Annotated in this window: 23 protein-coding genes; 21 read left to right on the top strand and 2 right to left on the bottom strand. The window is 58.0% G+C overall.

Annotation, left to right across the window (positions count from 1 at the left end; genetic code table 11):
* The first annotated feature begins 21 nt into the window (after positions 1-21).
* The 11 genes from RR51_RS25940 (at position 22) to RR51_RS30925 (ending at position 11,544) form a co-directional block, all read left to right on the top strand.
* A complete protein-coding gene (locus RR51_RS25940) occupies positions 22-1,191 on the top strand; it encodes a phage tail tube protein (protein ID WP_039615142.1) in 1,170 nt (389 codons plus the stop codon).
* Positions 1,192-1,248: 57 nt separating this feature from the next.
* Positions 1,249-1,692: a hypothetical protein gene (locus RR51_RS25945; protein WP_039615143.1), complete on the top strand. Its 444-nt coding sequence runs from the start codon at positions 1,249-1,251 to the stop codon at positions 1,690-1,692.
* A gap of 68 nt (positions 1,693-1,760) precedes the next feature.
* Positions 1,761-2,054, top strand: coding sequence for a hypothetical protein (locus RR51_RS25950; protein WP_236222347.1), 294 nt, complete (start codon positions 1,761-1,763; stop codon positions 2,052-2,054).
* Positions 2,055-2,068: 14 nt separating this feature from the next.
* Positions 2,069-5,098, top strand: coding sequence for a phage tail length tape measure family protein (locus RR51_RS25955; protein WP_039615144.1), 3,030 nt, complete (start codon positions 2,069-2,071; stop codon positions 5,096-5,098).
* Between the two features lie 9 nt (positions 5,099-5,107).
* Entirely contained in the window at positions 5,108-5,251 is a 144-nt protein-coding gene (locus tag RR51_RS31345) for a hypothetical protein (RefSeq protein ID WP_177328683.1), read from the top strand.
* 26 nt (positions 5,252-5,277) lie between these two features.
* Entirely contained in the window at positions 5,278-5,730 is a 453-nt protein-coding gene (locus RR51_RS25960) for a hypothetical protein (RefSeq protein ID WP_039615145.1), read from the top strand.
* Entirely contained in the window at positions 5,727-6,206 is a 480-nt protein-coding gene (locus RR51_RS25965) for a DUF1833 family protein (RefSeq protein ID WP_039615146.1), read from the top strand. Before RR51_RS25960 ends, RR51_RS25965 begins: the two co-directional genes overlap by 4 nt.
* A 2-nt stretch (positions 6,207-6,208) precedes the next feature.
* Positions 6,209-6,613, top strand: a complete 405-nt coding sequence (locus RR51_RS25970) for a hypothetical protein (RefSeq protein ID WP_039615147.1) — start codon at positions 6,209-6,211, stop codon at positions 6,611-6,613.
* A complete protein-coding gene (locus RR51_RS25975) occupies positions 6,582-9,635 on the top strand; it encodes a host specificity factor TipJ family phage tail protein (protein WP_039615148.1) in 3,054 nt (1,017 codons plus the stop codon). Before RR51_RS25970 ends, RR51_RS25975 begins: the two co-directional genes overlap by 32 nt.
* 59 nt (positions 9,636-9,694) lie before the next feature.
* Complete coding sequence (locus tag RR51_RS25980) at positions 9,695-10,282, top strand: glycosyl hydrolase family 28-related protein (protein ID WP_039615149.1); 588 nt, start codon at positions 9,695-9,697, stop codon at positions 10,280-10,282.
* Between the two features lie 47 nt (positions 10,283-10,329).
* Positions 10,330-11,544: a hypothetical protein gene (locus tag RR51_RS30925; RefSeq protein ID WP_152619945.1), complete on the top strand. Its 1,215-nt coding sequence runs from the start codon at positions 10,330-10,332 to the stop codon at positions 11,542-11,544.
* Between the two features lie 42 nt (positions 11,545-11,586).
* Here the strand turns inward: RR51_RS30925 and RR51_RS28615 are convergent, their stop codons facing one another.
* Positions 11,587-13,521, bottom strand: coding sequence for an acyltransferase family protein (locus tag RR51_RS28615; RefSeq protein WP_052261115.1), 1,935 nt, complete (start codon positions 13,519-13,521; stop codon positions 11,587-11,589).
* 146 nt (positions 13,522-13,667) lie between these two features.
* Here RR51_RS28615 and RR51_RS25990 point away from each other — a divergent pair, with 146 nt between their 5' ends.
* The 7 genes from RR51_RS25990 to RR51_RS26020 all read left to right on the top strand — a co-directional run bounded on the left by RR51_RS25990 (position 13,668) and on the right by RR51_RS26020 (position 16,290).
* Positions 13,668-14,156 (top strand): glycoside hydrolase family 24 protein, encoded by a 489-nt coding sequence (locus RR51_RS25990; RefSeq protein WP_039615150.1) that lies wholly within the window; start codon positions 13,668-13,670, stop codon positions 14,154-14,156.
* Positions 14,153-14,533: a DUF6527 family protein gene (locus RR51_RS25995; RefSeq protein WP_052261116.1), complete on the top strand. Its 381-nt coding sequence runs from the start codon at positions 14,153-14,155 to the stop codon at positions 14,531-14,533. The genes RR51_RS25990 and RR51_RS25995 overlap by 4 nt, the downstream gene beginning before the upstream one ends.
* Complete coding sequence (locus RR51_RS26000; protein ID WP_039615151.1) at positions 14,518-15,033, top strand: DUF2514 family protein; 516 nt, start codon at positions 14,518-14,520, stop codon at positions 15,031-15,033. Before RR51_RS25995 ends, RR51_RS26000 begins: the two co-directional genes overlap by 16 nt.
* A gap of 189 nt (positions 15,034-15,222) precedes the next feature.
* Positions 15,223-15,435 (top strand): hypothetical protein, encoded by a 213-nt coding sequence (locus RR51_RS26005; RefSeq protein WP_039615152.1) that lies wholly within the window; start codon positions 15,223-15,225, stop codon positions 15,433-15,435.
* Positions 15,436-15,458: 23 nt separating this feature from the next.
* On the top strand, positions 15,459-15,665 hold the full coding sequence (locus tag RR51_RS26010; RefSeq protein WP_039615153.1) for a hypothetical protein: 207 nt from the start codon (positions 15,459-15,461) through the stop codon (positions 15,663-15,665).
* Between the two features lie 120 nt (positions 15,666-15,785).
* Entirely contained in the window at positions 15,786-16,094 is a 309-nt protein-coding gene (locus tag RR51_RS26015) for a hypothetical protein (protein WP_039615154.1), read from the top strand.
* On the top strand, positions 16,084-16,290 hold the full coding sequence (locus RR51_RS26020; RefSeq protein ID WP_039615155.1) for a hypothetical protein: 207 nt from the start codon (positions 16,084-16,086) through the stop codon (positions 16,288-16,290). Before RR51_RS26015 ends, RR51_RS26020 begins: the two co-directional genes overlap by 11 nt.
* A gap of 368 nt (positions 16,291-16,658) precedes the next feature.
* On the opposite strand, the gene RR51_RS26025 is transcribed toward RR51_RS26020, so the two are convergent.
* Positions 16,659-17,690, bottom strand: a complete 1,032-nt coding sequence (locus RR51_RS26025; protein WP_236693309.1) for a DNA-methyltransferase — start codon at positions 17,688-17,690, stop codon at positions 16,659-16,661.
* 21 nt (positions 17,691-17,711) lie between these two features.
* Here RR51_RS26025 and RR51_RS30930 point away from each other — a divergent pair, with 21 nt between their 5' ends.
* The 3 genes from RR51_RS30930 to RR51_RS26035 are packed head-to-tail and all read left to right on the top strand — an operon-like array spanning position 17,712 to position 18,836.
* The gene (locus RR51_RS30930) at positions 17,712-17,975 is read left to right on the top strand and encodes a helix-turn-helix domain-containing protein (protein ID WP_152619946.1); all 264 of its coding nucleotides are present in this window, start codon (positions 17,712-17,714) and stop codon (positions 17,973-17,975) included.
* Complete coding sequence (locus RR51_RS26030) at positions 17,950-18,537, top strand: restriction endonuclease (protein ID WP_052261117.1); 588 nt, start codon at positions 17,950-17,952, stop codon at positions 18,535-18,537. The genes RR51_RS30930 and RR51_RS26030 overlap by 26 nt, the downstream gene beginning before the upstream one ends.
* Entirely contained in the window at positions 18,531-18,836 is a 306-nt protein-coding gene (locus RR51_RS26035; RefSeq protein ID WP_330218091.1) for a hypothetical protein, read from the top strand. Before RR51_RS26030 ends, RR51_RS26035 begins: the two co-directional genes overlap by 7 nt.
* Positions 18,837-18,896: the final 60 nt, after the last annotated feature.

Consider the following 18,896-nt stretch of genomic DNA (forward strand, 5'->3'; position numbering starts at 1 on the left):
AATCGATAGGAGATATACCCCATGTCCAGTGGTGCAAAGCGCTCTACCGCGTGGATTCGCGAAGTCACCCCGGGGGTAACCCCGCCGGGCCCATGGAACGTACTGACCCGCGTCAGCTTCGGCCTGGTGCCTACCTACAACACCGAAGAGAACAACGAGATCGGCGAAAGCCGGATGTCGCAGGGTACCGCCCAGACGACCGTGGATGTTGGCGGCGATATCGAGACCAAGTTCCGCTACGGAGCCCTGGACGAGTTCCTGGCCTCCTGCTTCGGCGCGAACTGGTCCGGTAATACCCTGACCATGGGTAACGAGCGAATCTCGTTCTCCATCGCCGCCTATGACGCGGACGTTGGTATCGCCGGCATCGCCCGCGGGGCCCAGGTTGACACGATCAACATCGAGGTCCCGAACGACAACGAGATCAGCGTCACCACCACGTTCATGGCCACCTCGTGGCAGGATAAGGCCGACAACACTTCCTTCATCGTCAGCCCTGCGCCCGAGGCCAACCAGCGGCGCTACGGCTTTAAGGATGTGACCGGGCTGAAGATCAACGGCGTGCAGCTGGGTGACGACAACGCGTGCGTTGACACCTTCAACCTGCAATTCGCCAACAACTCGCAGACCCAGCGATGCATCGGCAACGGCAACCCGTTCGCCGGCAACATCATTCAGACCACCTTCGTGCCTGGCGGCTCGATCACCCTGAGCTGGTCCAAGACCGCTTACGCGTACTGGAAGGCGCAGCAGACCGGCGACTCGCTCAGCTTCGAGTTCACCCTGAGCAACGCAGATGGCGGCTACACCTTCCTCATCCCCGAGATGGAAGTCAGCGGCGACTGGCCGGACGGCGGAGCCACCGACATTGTCCAGGTGGAACTGAACTACACCGCCCGCCGCGTGCCGCCGACCATTACTCGCCTGCCGGCGCCCATCGTCGTTGCTGCGGTGGAAGTAACCCCGGCCACCCTAAGCCTGGCGGTGGACGAAACCGCAGACCTCGAAGCCGTGGTAACTCCGGTAGGTGCCAGCCAGCTGGTCACCTGGACCTCGTCGGCCCCGGCGATCGCCAGTGTAAGCGCCACCGGCCTGGTAACCGGCCTGGCTGCTGGTACCGCCACCATCACCGCGACCAGCGCCGCAGACGGCACCAAGACCGACACCTGCGCTGTCACCGTCACCGCTTAACCCTTTGCCCGGCGCGCCCTGCGGTGTGCGTCGGGCCTTTTACCGCAGAGGAATACCATGGGCATCACCATTGCAAAGAAGCCTGAGTTGGACATCAACGGCGAGCGCTGGGTTGAGTTCGCGCCGGGCGCCGAGATCCTCGTCGGATCGATCGCCAACCCTCTGTACAAGTCGCATCAGGCGCTGATCAATCGCCACCTGGCCGCGATCAATCAGCAGGCTCGGGTCGGCACCGCCGAGTTCAGCCTTTCGGACATCCCTGACGTTGAGCTTGAGACCGACGATGAACTGTTCGTGGAGCTGGCGGCCAAGCATCTGATCAAGGATTGGAAGGGCGTAGACGTTGAGGAGAAGCCGGGCGAGCCAGCTCCATACAGCGCTGATCTGTGCATCGCGCTGATCAACCAGATGCCAAGCGTTTACTTCCTGGCCCTGCGCACCGCTACCGATATCGCCCGCCGTGTCGAGGAGAAGGCCGCAGCCACTGCGGAAAAGCAGTAGCGGCATACCTATGGGGGCGCGAGTGGTCTGGCGAAGCCAACGAGAAGAAGCGCTGGAAGCATGAGCGCTTGGGGTCTGGCGTTCCCGATGCGCCCGAGATTGACGGCGTAACCGTCGAGATCCTTGAAGCCTACGCCTTCATAAGCCGGTCCCGGCAATACGTCGGCATGGTCGGTGCGCCTGCACCCATCTCACCGGCGGCCATCACCGAATACCTCGACCGCTACCCATCTGCGATATGCCGCGAAGAGTTCGACGCAGCCGTATTTGCCCTCGATGACCAGTTCCGCAAGCACTGGGAGGAGCAGAACGAGAAAGCCCAGGCCGCAGCTGAGGCCAAAAACAAACCCAAGAGGCGTTGACGCCGGAGGATCACATGGCGCAGGAATCACGCCTTGCGGTAACGATCGACTCGCGCGGAGCAAAGCGAAACGCCGATGACCTGGCAGAATCCCTGAAGGATGTTGAGCGAGCAGGCGAGGGCGCCACTACCAGCACTGAGGGCCTGTCCTCGAGTCTTGATGAGCAGAGAAGAGAGCTATCTCAACTGCTAGGCCAGATCAATCCGACGGTGGCAGCACTTGGCCGATTGGATGATATGCAGGAGAAGCTGGCCAAGTTCAAAGGGAACAAGCTCCTCGATAGCGATACCTTCGACGAATACAGCCATCGCATCAACACCATGCGCGATGCCCTTGGCGAATCCGCCACGAGCATGAACAAGGCAGGGATGTCGGCCAAAGCCTACCAGGCGTCCCTGCGAGGCATCCCGGCGCAGTTTACCGACATCGTAGTCAGCCTGCAGGCCGGGCAGCCACCTCTGCAGGTGCTGCTTCAGCAGGGCGGCCAGCTGAAAGATATGTTCGGTGGCGTAGGTCCGGCGGCCAGGGCCTTAGGTGGCTACGTCGCTGGCCTGGTCAACCCGTTCACCGCCGCGGCAGCCGCCGCTGGCGTGCTGGCGGTGGCCTACTACCAGGGTTCTGAAGAGACCGAGCGCTTCGCTAATGCGCTGATCGAGAACGGCAACGCCGCGGGGCTCTCAGCCAATCAGCTCGCTGATATGGCCAACCAGGTGGCAGCATCGAGCGGTACCGTTGGTGCGGCTGCTGGTGTCCTGACCCAACTGGCCGCCGCCGGCAATCCGCTGCGCACCATGTATGTGGAGATCACCCAGGCCTCTTTGGCTTGGTCGAAGCAGACCGGTCGGGATATCACAGAGGTCGTCCAGACCTTCAACGAGATCGGCAAGAACCCTGTCGAGGCCATCAAAAAGCTCGACGGCGAGCTGAATATCCTCACAGCGTCACAGTACGCCAACATCCAGTCCCTGCAGGAGCAGGGCAAGACGATGGATGCTGCGGCTATGGCGGCCGGTCTGTACGCCGAGGCCATCAACAGCCGGGCAGGGGAGATTGAGCGCAACCTGGGCACGCTGGAGTCTGCGTGGCAGTCCATCACCGGGGCGGCCAAGAAGGCCTGGGATGCCATGCTCGACGTTGGTCGTGATCAGACGATCGAGGACCAAATCGCCAACACCGAGAAACTGATCGCCCAGCGCAAAGGGGGCATCATCGGGTTCTTCGCGGGCGATGACGACCAGACCCTGCGCGGGCTCGAAACAAGACTCAAGCAGCTGCAAACGGCCCTGGCAAACAATGCCGCCAAGGCAGCGCAGGATGCCAGCAACAAGGCCACACAGGATGCCGGCAAGAAAGGCATCGACCTGATCAACTCGACCTACAAGTCGTCGTTGACCCAGACCCAGAAGCTCCAGAAGGAACTGACGGACCTGGACAAGGCGCGCAAGGATGCCATTGCCGCTGGCGGCTTCAGCGCTGCCGAGGAAGAGAAGTACGCGAAATCCCGCAAGAACATCGAGCAGGAAATCGCGGAAATCAAGGCTCGTGAGGCGAAGAAGAACGCGCCGAAGGGTGTCAACAAGGGTGTATCTGAGGCGGAGACCACGTTTGCCCGCCTGTACAACCAATACGACCCGGCGGCCCAGGCTGCGCGCACCCTTACCAAGGAGCAAACCCAGCTTCAGCTGGCCCTGGACAAGGGCAAGATCAGCCAAGACGAGTACGGTAAGGCGCTGGCCCAGGCCTCGCTGAACTACGCAGCAGCCATCAAGGGCGCGCAAGGCCTTACCCAGGCCGAGCAGTACCGCGCCCAACTGGAGAGGCAGCTGGCAACCCAGCGCAGCGAGTACAGCATTGCTGCCGCCGGCGTGGGCATGGGCGACCAGCAAGCACAGCGCATGCAGCAGCGCGTGCAGCTGGAACAGCAAGCCAACGACCGAATTCTGCAGCTGCGCACCGAACTGGCCAACGCCACGACGGAGAAGCAGCGGCAGGACCTGCAGGCGCAGATCGACCTCGAGCAGGAGTATCTGCCCAAGCGGCTGGAGGCGCTGCAGTCTGGGTTCGCTCAGTACGACGCGGCCATCTCCAGCCCTATCAACGGCTGGAACGCGGCACTGGCCAACTTCCAGACAACCGCGGCTAACGTCGCCGGACAGAGTCAGGCCCTGTTCAGCGGTGCCTTCAGCAGCATCCAGTCCAGTGTCGGTGGCGCGTTCCAGGCCATGACGCTGGAAGGTCAAACCTTCGGGGAATCCGTCACGAGCGTTACCCGCAGCCTGGTCGGCAGCGTGGTCAACTCGCTCGGGCAGATGGCTGCGCAATGGGCGGTCAATCAAGCTATGCAGGTGGCATTCGGGCAGACCTCGGCGGCTGTCGCCGCGCAGCAGATCGCCCAGGTTGGCGCCGTAACAGCAGCAGAGACGTCAGGTGCTGCGGCAGTGGCCACTGCCAAGGTCGCTGCGGATGGCGTGGCCACTGCATCCAGCATTGCCGCCACAACCGCCACTACCACAGCCCAGACGGCGGCAGCGGCCACAACCGCAAGCGCCTGGCTGCCTGCGGCTCTCGTCGCCTCCATCGGCTCGTTCGGTGCAGCGGCAGTGGTCGGCGGTACCGCGCTCTTGGCGGCCTTCGCGCTCATCAAGGGCTTCGCCACGGGTGGCTATGTCTCAGGCCCAGGCTCTGGCACATCCGACAGCATTCCTGCGCGCCTGAGCAACGGCGAGTTTGTAGTGAATGCCAAGGCAACCGCGCGCAATCGCGAGCTGCTGGAGGCGATCAACTCGAACGAGCGGGTCTCCTTCGCAGGCGAAAACATCTCGCTCAACAAGGTGCAGGCCAACGGTCATGCCCAGCAGCAGACCGCTCCGGCCAATGTCACCGTCAACCTGATCGAAGACCGGTCCCGCGCCGGCACTGTCGATCAGCGCACCGGTGACGACGGCCAGCTGCAGATCGACGCCTTCGTGGCTGACATCTGGGGCGGGGGCGAGCGGGCTCAGGCCATCGAGGCGGCCTACGGGCTTTCGCGCAACCCAACGTAGGTAGATCCCATGACCACCGAAACCGATGAGGCCGACAGCGGGGCAGGCGCAACTGTGCCCGATCCCGTTGTTCCGCCTGATGAGAAAGAGCTTCTGCTCCAAAGGCGGCTCGCTCGCATCGAGGAGGCGCTGGGCCTCAGCCCCCTCACCTAAACGCAAACCTCAGCTGAGGAACGGCAATGATTCAATACCCGGCAGAATTGCCACTTCCGCTGCAGGATGGGTATGGCCTGAGCACGGTTGATCCGATGCGGGCTACGCAGATGGTAACCGGGCGTATGCGGTACAGGGTCCGGCACAGCTACGTTCCGACTGAGTTGAGGTTCAACTTCAATTTTAGTCAGGATGAGGCCGGCATATTTGAGGCCTGGTATGCGCGGACGATCAACAACGGTCTGGAGTGGTTCGAGATTCAGCTGCAGACGCCGGCCGGCTTCGCGCTATACGAGGCGCATTTCAAAGGCATCTACCAGGGTCCAGACCTGACGCAGATCAGTCGCTGGCGTTACTCTGCGGTCCTGCAACTGAAGCAGCGCCCGCTTATCCCGGCACCATGGGAGCAATTCCCGCAGTACTGGCTGAACAAGAACGTCATCGATGTGGCGGTCAACAGGGAGTGGCCTGAAGCATGAGCCTGATCGAGGAGTGCTACGCCTCGGGCAGGGGCGAATTGGTCGACACCATTGAGGCCAAGAAGGAAGGCGGCACCGTCTCCCACCTGTACTGCTCGGGCTGGGAAGACCGGGTTTGCACCACCGAGGACGGCCGCACGCTTACCTTCATCGCGATGGCCATGGACCTGGCCTTGCCCAAGAACGACAACAGTGCGTTCCAGAACCTGGTGCTGGGCCTGGACAACGTGACCGGCGAAGTGCAGGAGGTCGTGGAGGAGGCGAAGGCGGCCGACGACCGCTTCATCATCACTTTCCGGCGCTACCTGGCCGAGGACCTATCGTTCCCGCAAGAGCGGTACCGCATGACGCTGCTCAGCCGGGAATATGAGGACGATGTTGCCAAGCTGACCGCCGGCTTCTTCGACCTGCTCAACACCAACGGTCTCCGCACCATCCTGACCACATCCCTGGCACCCGGCCTGAAGTACATCTGACCATGATCGAGAAATTCATGCGCGCCCCGTATCGCGAGGGTGCACGGGGTCCTATTGCCTTCGATTGCTGGGGTCTGTGCGTCGCTGTTCGCAACCAGGTGTTCGGTCTGCCGCTGCTGCCCAGCTTGGGCGCCGTGGGCAAGGACAAGCTCAAGGCCAATACCGCCGCCTATCACGACCTGCGCCAAGGCATGGAGGAGTGCGCCCCGGAGCCTGGTGCCATAGCTGCCGTATTCCGCGGTGCGCTGTGCCTGCATGTCGGCGTGGTGGTGGAAAGCGAAGGGCGCCTGAAGGTGCTGGACACAAACCCCGGCGGCGCCTGCCTCCGGACAACTGGCGAGTTCGAAGCCGCTCACCCCAAGGTGGTTTATTACCGTGATCGAGTTCTACCCGAACAAGCTGAGTGACACGGCGCCGCTCGGTACCTGGAAGACAGACCGCCGTATGACCATCGAGGCGTGGCTGAAGTCCATGGCCCCGTCGTACGAACGCCGGGAAAGCCCGCCAATCAGCGCTGTGCTGAATGACGAAGTGATCGAGCAGCACCTGTGGCACAAGGTAAAGTTCAAGCCATCCGACTTGCTCCAGATCTACCGCGAGCCCAAGGGAACCGACCCGTTCTCCATCACCTTCGCCCTGTTCAAGGGCGCCAAGGCGGTGCTGAAGGCGGTCATGCCGAAGATGCCGGGAATGCCGTCCAGCGCTGGAACCCAGCAGGGCGACCCCCTGATGGATGCCAGCGCCAAGGGCAACAAGGTCAAGCTGGGCGACCCGGTGCGGCAGATCGCAGGCCACCAGCGCGTCTATCCGTCGTACCTGACCCAGCCGCGCCGAGCATTCCTGGCCCCCCGGGACCAGCGTGTGGAGATGCTGCTGTACATCGGCGAAGGCGAGTACGACGTGCCGCTGGCAAAGGTCAAGGTAGGAGAAACCCCGCTGATCTCCCTTGGCGCGGACGCGACGTTCACCATCTACCCACCGGGGGCCGACCTGTCTGCCGATCCAGCGCACATCAACTGGTTCAACGCGCCCGAGGTTGGCGCCAGTTCCAGCGGCTCGGCCGGCCTTGAGTTGACCATGGCCACCGACCTGACCAGGTCGGCCACCGCATCGGCGTACCAGTTCGTCGGCGACACGATCAGCGTGCCGGCCGGATCCGGCCAGTTCCCGACCGACTGGTCGAACGGGATCATCGTCCGCGTGCTGGCGCCCTACACCTACACCGTCATTGACGGCGGGGTGGGGCGCGACATCGTGCGTGGTCCGCTGGAAATGCTGAACCCCGCGCCGGGCATGCTGATCGAGGTTGCAGGTGCCAACGCGGGGCTGTATGTAGTCCACAGCTACACGCCATACAGCCCAGCCGTGCCGGCCAACCCTGGCACGGCATCGACGCTGACCGGTTCGGCAGCGCCAACACGGTACGACTTCGACGTAACCCCGCTCAGCTTCACCGTGTTCCACGGCGCGGCCAGCTACCCGATCACACTGAACACCGCGACTACCAACCTGTCCGGGCTGGTGTCGGCGCTCAATACGCAGTTCAGCGGCAAGCCATTTCAGGCGCAAGTGAGCGGCAGTGTGCTGCGTATCGTCGAGCTGACGCCGTTCGCCGGTCAGGCCATCACCGCTACCGGCGCATCCACCATCCTGGGATCGTCGCCAGTAGGCGTCACCGGTACGGCCACCACCAGCGCTATCCCCGAGCAGCCAGCCGAGATGACCCTGGACTATGACGGCGGATCGCCGGTGGTAGGCCTTGCACTGGGTCAGGGCATGGCAACCATCGGCCCGCGCGGCCTGCGGTACCGTATCACGGCCTTCAGCACGAGCCTGCTCGAGGTGGAGCGCCTGACCGCATCTGGCTCCACCGACGCCGGCTGGCCTGGGTTCAATTCGATGCAGACGGTCAACGGCCTGATCACCCTGGACGCTTCCAACCTGCAGGGTGGATACCGTGGCCCGTTCGCCTGCTGCCCGGAGAACGAGAAGGTAACCATGATCGAGTGGTCGGTCACCTACGCCAATGGCCTGTGCGGCATTGGCCGGGAAGGGCAGATCTACGAGATCCCGACCTACTACGCCTTCGAGTATCGGGACATGGATGTGGCCGGTGCCTGGACCGTTATCGAGCTGATGAAGACGGGCGGGTCGCTGGATGCCCAAGGCTTCACCAACCGGGTAACGCTGCCGTATCCAATGCGCGCCGAGGCAAGGGTCCGCAAGCTGTACAAGGACCGCCCGGGGCGAATCAACGACGAGGCCCGCGACGACGCAACCTGGACGGACTTGCGCGGGCGGATGCAGAACTCGCCAACGAGCTATCCAGGTCTGACGGTGATGACCTGCAGAATACGCGGCGGCGACCGGCTCTCGGCTCAGTCGGAGAGTCAAGTCAGCGTCGAGGCAACCCGTATTCTGCCGCTGATGGAGGGCGGTACCGGCCCAAGCCGCGACATCGTGCCGTACTGCATCCACCAGCTGAAGCAGCGCGGATACACGGACGACGACCTGGATCTGCCTGAGTGGCAGGCCTTCCACGAGATCTGCGTTGCCCGTGGCGATACCTACGACGAGACGCTGGACGCGACGATCACCGTGAAGGACATGGTGAACAACGCCCTGGCGTGCGGGTTCGGCGAACTGGTGACGTTCCGGGGCCTGCTGAGACCTGTCCGAGACAGCGCCAGGGCAGCGTTCGACGTTACCTATGGCCCGAAGACGCAGACCTACTCACCGCAGAACATGACCAAGATGCTCAAGATCAGCGGCGCCATGCCATCGATCAACGACTTCGATGGCGTGGATGTAGAGTTCTTCTCCCGCACCACCTGGGCTTGGGAAACGGTCGAGTGCCGCTGGCCTGGAGACCTAGGCATCAAGGTCGAGAAGATCAAGATGCCAGGTATCGGCGACAGGACCAGGGCTTGGCGTATCGGCATGCGCCGACGCGGCCACCAGAAGTTCCGGACCGACGTTTACACCTGGGAAACCGAGATGGACGGCAGCAACAGCGGCTATCTGAGCTTCGCCGCGGTTGCCGACGACAGGCCGAAGGGATGCCAGAGCGCGATCCTGCTGGGCTTCGAGGTGACCGGTTCCGGCACGCTGCTGACCTCGTCCGAGCAACTGGACTTCAGCGCGGGCGGTGAGCACCTGATAGGCGTTCGAAAGCTGGACGGCACGCTGTCTGGTCCGTGGACCGCAACGCAGGTTGATCCGTACACGGCGCGGGTCGATGCCCTCGATTTCACGCCGGAGGTCGACGGTTCACTGGAGCCGCCACACATCCTGTTCGGGCCGGCTGCACGCTGGGCCTACCCGACCCTGATCACCAGCTCTGACCCAGCCAACGGCAACGTCGCGATGAAGGGCATGCCCTACGACGCCCGCGTTTACACCTATGACGATCAATTCCCATCGGCCTGACCGGCCCCTTACTTGAGCATGCCCGCCACAGAGCGGGCTTTTTTATGCCCGGAGAATCTATGCGCTACAACACTGGCAACCCGGTTGGCTCTGATGGCTCCAGCTCGCCATTTGACCTGCATGATAACGCTGGAGTGCTTGACCTGCTTTTGAATGGACCGCTTGGCGAGTGCCTGAATCGCCTTGGCGTCCCGCTGAAATCGTGGGTCGGGATCATGCAACAGGTGACCGACTACCTCATCGACCAGGGATATGAATCGGTGTACCTGACTTACGGGGCCGGGGTCGTGGCCCAACGTCAGACACAGTTGGTTCAGCGCTCTGGTGAGCTCTACCGGGTCATGAATGCAACGGACATCCCGCTGACGCTGACCGGGACCTGGGAGTCGGACGCGCCGAAGCTTCAGGCAGTTGGGGATGCAGCGCTTCGCCAAGCGTTGGCAAGCCAAAGCGGTAGCACGATGATCGGATGGCAGAGTGGATCTGGTGGATCGGCATATCGTCAACTGAGCGACAAATTAAGCGGATTCATTGATGTAAGGGATTTTGGGGCAAAGGGTGATGGCGTCACTGACGACACAATTGCGATTCGTAACGCTTTATCTGCCTCGGCGCATATTTTTTTCCTCCGGGGAAATATATTGTAACAGATAAAATTTCTGTTGATTTAAATTTTGAAAGTTCGCTATCTATAGTGGGCTATGGCGCTGGAGTTACAACCATTGAGCTTAATACCGGTGGAGATGGTCTTGAGTTCAATCTTCACGGAAACTGGTGGCTGCCTGGAGCTGGAAGCAAAACAGGCTTGAGGATTTCAGATATTAGCTTCTCTACTACCAATAATCGAACTGGCGTTGGTCTGGCTATTTATGGGGAATCGGTGCAAGGTAGGCCTGCTGAAGGGATATATCTAGAGCGCATAAGAATGCGCGGAAAATCGGACTTCAACCAGTTCTGGTTTACGGCTTTGAAGTTTAGAGATGCATGCCCTGCCTGGATTGACTCGCCGGAGATACATGCAGGAAATGGAAATGATGTAAGTACCTGTATTGAGATTTCTGGAACAGCACAAGGCACATCTCCAGTCCACTATAATATAATTAGCCCTATTTTGTATTTTGGTCTTAACGCCATAAAGATTGGGGATTTTGTTGAGGGTGTATATATTACCCAACATACCATTGTCGGATGCCAATATGGTGTTTACTGGCACCCTTCGCAGGGCGAGAGCGGTCTAAGTGTGATTGGCGGGCACATTGCGGCAGTGAAGAGCGCTATAGATCTTGATAATGTCTTTGATTTTGTAGTGGAAGGATGCCTTATCTATAGGAGTGGAGACTTCGAGCCTTTTTATGGTGTGAATATTAGTCGGGCTGGAAGATTTTCCATCACTGGGAATGTCTTCAGGGGTACTTCATCAGGATCTGGAGAGACAGGCGTCTATGTGAATTCTAGTATTCCTGACGAAAAGTATGGGGGTGTTGTTTCCAGCAATAACTTCACAAGTTTTAATGGGCGCGGACTGTGGCTTGGCGCGAATGCAAATTTTGTTTATGGTTCTGGCAATAGGTTTGGTGCCTGCTCTGTTCGGGTGCTACGCCAAGAAACGTCTGGGAATTGTTCTGTTGATGGCGCCAAAATTGAGAGGAGCATCGTTGTGGCTCTAGCAGGAGGTGGGCTTGGCGGTCAGTTTGATGTTTCCGTGCCGGCAGGTGCTTTCAGAATTAAGCCGGCTTTTGCATCTGCAGATCTTTATGGGAGTTTGTCGATATCTGCAAGTTATGATTATGATAATTCAACTGAGACAAATTTGAGGTTTGTTGTTCGGAGTAATACGGGGGGGAATATATCCTCCGGTAACTACAGATTTGGTGTTTGCGCAGCAGAGAGTTCAGTGTCTACGACCTAGACTGGTATGTGGCCACCATTTATGTAGGTGGCCACAGCCGATTTAAAGCATGCTAGGAATTATTTTTGAAAACTCAGAAACACCGAATCTGGTTAAGTGCTCTTGATCAAAAAATATCGGCTTTCCTTCCGCACTAATTACAATGCACTTATTTTTCTCTGGGCAGGTAATGGAGAGCAGGTCCACGAAGTTTGATCCGTCAATTTCTTTTAGGCGTAAATTTAACATTGCGGCGTCATTGGTCTTAAATCTAGCCGCATAATTCTCTATTCCATGTATTCTTCCGAATTTTGTAGCTATCTCTATGCTTCCTTTTGAGATATCTTTTCGTCCAAATATATAAAATTTGGCCTTGTATTGTTTTATTGCATTGGTAATGGCGGATGTGTATTCGTTTTCACCAAAATCTCTCCAGCGCATTGCAATGAATACCTTGTCTGCACTGGATATCAGGTGTTCATCATTTGCTCTGTGAAGCATTGCGGTGCATTTTTGGGTGACTGTTGGATTTTTAGCAGAGAAGGGGTTTGTTTCTCTAAAGAACTCATTGATTTTGGTCTCGTCAATCAACGGTGTCCCGCAGTCACTTCCGACTACTCGAGATACAATGTTGTATGAGTTGGAAATTCCGGATTTGTCAAGTATGTTTATCAGGTCGCCGGCTTGTGAGTCGCCGATGATAAGTAGCTTGGGATTTGAGTTGCCTTCATCGAATCTATCTTTCTTGTTCAGTAGGTTATGACGCTGCCAAACATATGCTCGCTCAGCATTTATATCTATTTTAGCAATTTCAGCTATTTCCGCTGGAACCCTCCACTCCCAGCCATTCTGACCCCATCCGCTGGAAGCGACGACAATCAAAGCGGTTGAGCACCCAAGGGATGCGAGCGCAAAACCATTCCCGCTGAGCTTTGCGCCCTTCGCTTTCCGCAATGGCTTTTCGATCAGGCTGTACAGGGCGATAGCTGCGATGAAAGTCATGCCCGCCAAGGCGGTCGTTTCGAGCGCTGTCAGCTCCCGCATCAGGAAGTAACTTGCGAAAACGAACAGAGGCCAGTGAACCAGATAAAGCGAGTAGCTGACCTCACCGATTTTTGTTGCTGCCCAAGAGCGGCATGGCCACGCTGCCTTTGCGCTACCGCCTGCGAAGATCATGAGCGCGGCGCCAGCCACGGGTACCAAGGCTGCAAGACCAGGAAACAGAGTGCCGTTGCTGCTGTAGAGGAAGATAGGGGCAATAACCAGGGCCAATCCCGCCAGGTATGCCAGCTCCTTCAGCGCAGCATTAACCTTGTTGCGCTCAACCAGCACCACCAGTGCGCCCACCAGGAACTCGTGAATACGGAACGGGGTCAGGAAAAACGCGCCCGAGGCGTCCTGCTGCAAGAAGAAGTACGCCGCAGCGGCTCCGATAACAAAGATCAGCGTTGTGGCCGCCAGCACGTTCTTGGTCAGCTTGGTGACGCCGACTAGGATAAGAGGCCACAGAATGTAGAACTGGATTTCGACACTGAGCGACCAAGTATGCAGCAAAGGCTTCACGGTCGATGCCGAGTCGAAGTAGCCGCTCTGCATCCAGAAGAAAAGATTGGATATGCCAGCCAGCGCGTACACCGTCGAGCCGGACATTTGCTTGAAGTCTTCCGGGGAGAACAGGAAGGCTGCCGCGATGAATGAGGCCGCAATAGTGGCCAGTAGCGCGGGTATCAGGCGGCGGACCCGCCTGGTATAGAAGTCGCCGAAGTCGAATCGGCCCTTGCCTTGCTGGCTCAGGATCCCTTTCGTGATTAGGTAGCCACTGATCACGAAGAATACGTCCACGCCGACGAAGCCGCCGTGGAAGAAGGGAACCTTGAAGTGGTAGAGGATGACTGCCAGGACAGCAATGGCGCGAAGCCCGTCGATGTCCGGCCTATAGCTCTGTGCGTTGTGGATAGAAGTGGCGCCTGCCAGATCGGCATGGGATAGGGACGTCATTGTTGGATGCAGCTCCTGGTGGTGCAAGTTTTGCGCCGCATAATACCTTTTTGCACATAAGCCTGCTCATTCATTGGTGGTTCAGCTGAATGAGCAAACCAAGATTATGCCCGCCCAGTGCGGGCTTTTTTGTGCCTGGAGAAAACATGGCCAGACTCACCGAAACCCAGGCCGGCGGCGCGAACGTGCTCCGGTTTCTTGATCTCGTCGCCTTCTCGGAAGGCACCTCAACCGTGAAGGCCAGTGACGACGGCTACAACGTCCTGTACGGCGGAGGCCTGTTCCAGGGCTATGCCGATCACCCGCGGCGCAAGCTGACCTTCCCCATCAATGGCAAGCCGGTGACCAGTACGGCTGCCGGGCGGTACCAGCTGCTCGCACGCTACTGGGACGCCTACCGTGTGAGCCTGCGGCTGCAGGGCGGCTTCACACCGGAGAATCAGGACCGTGTTGCGCAGCAACAGATCCGCGAGTGTCGTGCGCTGGAGGACATTAAGGCAGGCCGCATCGAGCAGGCGATCGCCAAGTGCTCGAACATCTGGGCATCGCTGCCAGGCAACGACTACGGACAGAACCCGCACCGCCTGGACAAGCTGCTCGGGCGCTGGGTCGAACTGGGAGGGGTGCTGGCATGACCATCAAAACGATAGGCCGCTGCCTGGGCCAGGCACATGACGGATCGCTGTGGTTCTTCTGCAAGGGCTGCGATGCGCCACATAGCCTCCAGGTTGGCGCGGGATCCGGTCCGCGCTGGGGCTACAACGGCAACGCAGATTCCCCGACATTCACGCCATCGGTCCTGGCTCAATGGGATGAGTGGGATCCACCGGCCACCACGCTGGAGATCCGCGACAAGATTCTGAGCGGCGAGATCGTGCAGACCAAGGTCGCCAAGGTATGCCATTCCTTCGTCACGGACGGTCGCATCCAGTACCTGGGCGACTGCACTCACGCGCTGGCCGGCCAGACGGTCGATCTGCCGGACTGGGAGGCGTCATGGAGCAGCTGGTGAGGCTTGTGCCGGCCTGGTGCTGGTGGCTTGCAGCTCTACTGCTTGTCGCCGCTGGCCAGCAGTATCGCGTCGTGGCCGCCCAGGGCGAAACCGGTACCGCGCGCGGCCAGCTGGCCGAATACCGCTTTGAGGTGGCCGAACGCGACCGGCGCGTCGCAGCCCAGGCCAGAGCTGAAGAACTACGCCGCCAATCCGCGGCGGACGAGGAGGGTGAGAGTGCACGCAAGAAACTGGAACTGGCCAAAGGCCGCGCCGCTAATGCTGAGTCTGCTGCTGACGGGCTGCGCTGGGAAATCGCCAGACTGCGAGACGGCCATCGAGCCACCTGCGATACCATCGCTGCCCAGCAGCGCCAGGCAGGAACCTCTGCCGTCGTGGTGCTCGGGGGATTGCTTGAGGAAGCTGACCGAATGGCGGGAGACCTCGCGACAGCGCTTGAGCGAAGCCGAATAGCCGGCCTGGCCTGCGAGGCTGTGGTTGAACGGATGAAGAGGCCGTAGATGACCCGCAGAAAAAACGAAGCCCCGGATGCTGGCGTCCGGGGCTTCTAGCTATCTTGGTCCCTATGAGTGGAAAGCTAGCGTGACGAGATAATATCAGCCCGATGTCTTATAGTCACCAGCAGACCCCGTTCTACATACCCAAACCGGTCCTATACTCAGCCCATCAACTGGACAGGGCATCGCATCTTGGACAAGCGCACCTTCATTGGGATGGTCGAGGCCGGCGAGCCGCTGATCCAGCAGGCCATCGACGCCATGCGGGATTACCACCAGGCCCAGGACCGTGGCGCGCCGCCTGAAGAAGTCGAGCGCCTACGCCTATTGGCGGATTCGCTATACCAAGCGGTTATCGATTACCAGTTAATCCAAGCAGGGCGGGCACCGTCTACCATTCAATGATGGCCTCCTCAGGATGGACCCCGATGAAGTGTAAGCCGCCGATCCTTTACCCTGACCATCCCATGTACACCGATGCCGTGGACGCCATGAAGCGTTATCACGAAGCCCAGGCTTCGGGCGAGCCGGCGGAAGAGGTGGAGCGTCTGCGGCTGATTGCCGAATCGCAATTCCAGGCGGTCACAGACTACCAGCTCAAAGCGTTAGGCGGCACTGCTGGCCCGATTCACTGATCGGGCCGCATGTGTCGACATCCTTTCCTGAGCAACCACGCATAGTCCGCCGAGCGGTACTGGCGCGCTTGCGTTTCCTGATGCTGAAATACTGTATCCATATACAGTATTTGGTGCAGCATGTACTTCCTCCTCGTTCGCCGCCGCGTGAATGGCGTGGCCATCCCTTCCGATCAGCTCAGGAAGATCCAGCCCCTGCGGGCTGACATCCACATCGGCGACCATCACAGTGAGCCGCTGGGCCGGGTTTCGACCCAGGCGTGGGTGTTCAACCCGTCGCCCGGGCCTGACATCATCCCCCGGCTGCACGATGCCAAGCTCAATGGCATGGCCCAGCTCGGGATCAACATCAACGGTGTCGAGGAAATTGATGGGGTGCTGTACGCCCAGTCATGGTGGTGCCGGGCGGTGGGCGATTATGGCAACTGAGCTGCCGGGGGCCTGGTTGGCCGAGCTGAACGACCAGGTTGCCCTGGCGGCTGATCCTGATGGGCGTGCGGCAGTGCTCGATGAGATGGCCTATGCCGCTCGCCGCCGCCGGGAGGTCGATGACGGCGACCTGGTCGACATGCTGGAGATCGTAGAGTCGGCCAGGCTGTGGGCGCTGGATAGCGCCGATCTGTGAGGAGCTATATAAAGGAAGGGAAACGGTCGGCAGAACGCCGGGATGGGCAGCCTGGGCTGCGTGAGAAATGCGTGACTCTCGTGAACGCTTGGGAGCACCTATGGACGGTCGGTTGCAGCGAGCGCGCCGAAAAGTGCTGTGTTATCATGCCGTTAGCTGGCTTGGCATGCATGGGGTGCAAGGGGTCGAGTGTTCGAATCACTCCGTCCCGACCATTATTGAAACGAAAAAGCCCAGTTGGTGACGACTGGGCTTTTTTATTGTTTCAGTTTTTTAGTGGTGCTGAAGCAATTTGATTGAATGGGTAAGCTTGGGCGTAATTGTTGAAGCTGGCTTCGTTCAGCTTCAACAATCAGCGTGGCAAGGAATTAGAGTGAGAATGCGGGCTGGCGCGTGTGTTCTGTGAGATTTACCGATCTTCCTTGTGAAATCGCCTCGAAAATTTCTTGCATTTTCTCGGGAGCAGTACCTTTATCAATGAATCTGAAAGCTGAGGCTGCAACATACTCAGGAAGCTGTTCGAATGTCATCCATCTGCGGCCCTCCGCCTCCGCGACTTGGCCCGTAGTATTAGATCCACCAAAAATGTCGACAACCAAATCGTTGGGGTCTGTTAGCATTTTTATAAAAAACTCGGGTAGCTTGGCTGGGAAGCGGGCTGGGTGCGCCTTAATTCCTACAGACTTGCAACCCGCCTGATATTGACCATTCGATTCGGAATTTGGTATTTGGAGTAAGTTTGGAGGAATGGCGCCGCCGTTATCTTTGCTGAAACTCTTTCCTATGTCGTGGCCGGAGGGGCGAACTTTCGGGGTGTAAAATTTGTCCGGATCTTCAATCAGCTTTTTCATACGATCGCTATAGGGTGCCAAAACTTTACTGACATTTGCTTTTGGCCATTCGGTCTTACTTAGCCACCATACGGTGTTGACAGAGTCCTTTACCCTCATTTTTCTTTTATTTACCCATTCGATTGGGCTGGGGAGTTTGGAGGGGTTAAACCAATAAAAGTCTTCTGCCAGGAAAAAACCTAGCTCGTCGATCATGCGGACTAAGACCCGGAAGTTATAGAGACTTCTTGCTGGCACGCCTTTCATGTAAGCTCCGCCGAAATCGACTACAAAGCTCCCGTCAGGGGTAAGCTTTCTGTACACGATCTCTGCAAAGCTCAAAAACCAATCAATGTATTCATGCTGATCTAAGTTTCCGTATTCTTTCTGTCGTTGCAGAGCGAAAGGGGGACTCGTCATGACTAGGTTTACGCTATTGTCGGGTACCCTTTCAAGCAAATCCCTTGAATCGCCGATGTAGGTCGCCCCTTTCTCTGTGTGGTACGCGGGTAGGAAAGCGGGGCTTAGGTTGTGAGAAATGCTACTCATAGGCTGTAGATCCATAGTCATCAGAGCACCATTATCCCTCGCATGATCAAGAAGATAAACCCCTCCCCGATAAGGCGCGTTTTTGCTAGAAATCTGCGAGCCGCACGTGAGTCACTTGGTTGGTCACAAGAGGCTCTGGCGGAAGCGTCGGGGCTTCATCGTACCTATGTCGGGTCAGTGGAGCGAGGGGAAAGAAATATATCGATAGATAATATTGAGAGACTTTCAGTTGCACTGAGAGTCTCTCCAGCATTTCTAATGGAAGAGAAGGAAGATTTGAGTGGAACCTCTAGTACCTCACCCTGATTATGAGAAGTTGACTCAGGTTTGGCCTGCAGTGAAGGGCTTTCAAGCGCTTGCTAAGGCTCACGGAATAAACGATATTTTTCAGGATAATGGTGGGAAGCTTCTTCAAGTCTTGCTTTTACTCAACCTTGCGGTACTTCCAGGGCGGGAGGGTAATGACGCCGTAGATGTTGCTGGAAGGGAGTATGAGCTTAAATCGGTGAATATCGAGCTAACTAAGGGTTTTTCAACTCATCATCATTTGAATCCGACTATACTTGATAAGTATCGTGAGGTTCCTTGGGTATTTGCAATTTATCGAGACATTGAGCTGCAGGCGGTCTATATTTTAGAGCCGGAAGATTTGGAGGTTTACTTTGCTCGATGGGAAGCCAAGTGGTATGCAACTGGTGGTAAAGATCGAAATAACCCCAAGATTCCAGTCTCACACGTTGAAAAGCATGGGCGCCTTATGTATCAGACAATAGTGGAGTTGGTGTCTGATGTTGTTTTACCTACTCCGATTGATGCGGGCGGCTTCGGTCCTGACGGCCTTGAGGATAAGTCAGTGGAGTTATGGTGAAACTTTTATTTACTTACGAAGATCGCGATAAAGGCGAGGAAGCTCTAGCGCGGCTTGTTGGGGAAAAGCGACTAGCTAGTGAGCGTGATGATACCGCTACGGTGTATAATCTATTTGGTGTGGCCTCCTGGGGAAATCTATATAGGTTGGGCCTGTATAATTTGAATGAGTTTGAAGCTCTTATACGGCGTCGCGCTGCTCATCAGGAGTATGACAAGGAGCGGTTTGTTTCTCTGCTCAGTGTATTGCAGTACGTAGCAAAACAGTATGATTTGCAAATCCCTTCGCATTGGTTGTAGTTTTTGTTGGCTTGTATATGGCTGAATCGCCCCTGGTTTCGTAGACACCTCCCAGCTTCA

Origin of the sequence: Pseudomonas sp. C5pp (assembly GCF_000814065.1) — a bacterium.
GTDB lineage: Bacteria > Pseudomonadota > Gammaproteobacteria > Pseudomonadales > Pseudomonadaceae > Aquipseudomonas > Aquipseudomonas asiatica.

Bases quoted from the DNA above. Each gene is read 5' to 3' on its own strand.
- RR51_RS25940 (WP_039615142.1), top strand. From the start codon at position 22: ATGTCCAGTGGTGCAAAGCGCTCTACCGCGTGGATTCGCGAAGTCACC.
- RR51_RS26000 (WP_039615151.1), top strand. From the start codon at position 14,518: ATGGAGCAGCTGGTGAGGCTTGTGCCGGCCTGGTGCTGGTGGCTTGCA.
- RR51_RS30930 (WP_152619946.1), top strand. From the start codon at position 17,712: ATGATCAAGAAGATAAACCCCTCCCCGATAAGGCGCGTTTTTGCTAGA.
- RR51_RS26020 (WP_039615155.1), top strand. From the start codon at position 16,084: ATGGCAACTGAGCTGCCGGGGGCCTGGTTGGCCGAGCTGAACGACCAG.
- RR51_RS25945 (WP_039615143.1), top strand. From the start codon at position 1,249: ATGGGCATCACCATTGCAAAGAAGCCTGAGTTGGACATCAACGGCGAG.
- RR51_RS26015 (WP_039615154.1), top strand. From the start codon at position 15,786: ATGTACTTCCTCCTCGTTCGCCGCCGCGTGAATGGCGTGGCCATCCCT.
- RR51_RS31345 (WP_177328683.1), top strand. From the start codon at position 5,108: ATGACCACCGAAACCGATGAGGCCGACAGCGGGGCAGGCGCAACTGTG.
- RR51_RS25970 (WP_039615147.1), top strand. From the start codon at position 6,209: ATGATCGAGAAATTCATGCGCGCCCCGTATCGCGAGGGTGCACGGGGT.
- RR51_RS25990 (WP_039615150.1), top strand. From the start codon at position 13,668: ATGGCCAGACTCACCGAAACCCAGGCCGGCGGCGCGAACGTGCTCCGG.
- RR51_RS25995 (WP_052261116.1), top strand. From the start codon at position 14,153: ATGACCATCAAAACGATAGGCCGCTGCCTGGGCCAGGCACATGACGGA.
- RR51_RS26035 (WP_330218091.1), top strand. From the start codon at position 18,531: ATGGTGAAACTTTTATTTACTTACGAAGATCGCGATAAAGGCGAGGAA.
- RR51_RS25980 (WP_039615149.1), top strand. From the start codon at position 9,695: ATGCGCTACAACACTGGCAACCCGGTTGGCTCTGATGGCTCCAGCTCG.
- RR51_RS28615 (WP_052261115.1), bottom strand. From the start codon at position 13,521: ATGACGTCCCTATCCCATGCCGATCTGGCAGGCGCCACTTCTATCCAC.
- RR51_RS26025 (WP_236693309.1), bottom strand. From the start codon at position 17,690: ATGACTATGGATCTACAGCCTATGAGTAGCATTTCTCACAACCTAAGC.
- RR51_RS25955 (WP_039615144.1), top strand. From the start codon at position 2,069: ATGGCGCAGGAATCACGCCTTGCGGTAACGATCGACTCGCGCGGAGCA.
- RR51_RS25965 (WP_039615146.1), top strand. From the start codon at position 5,727: ATGAGCCTGATCGAGGAGTGCTACGCCTCGGGCAGGGGCGAATTGGTC.
- RR51_RS26010 (WP_039615153.1), top strand. From the start codon at position 15,459: ATGAAGTGTAAGCCGCCGATCCTTTACCCTGACCATCCCATGTACACC.
- RR51_RS25960 (WP_039615145.1), top strand. From the start codon at position 5,278: ATGATTCAATACCCGGCAGAATTGCCACTTCCGCTGCAGGATGGGTAT.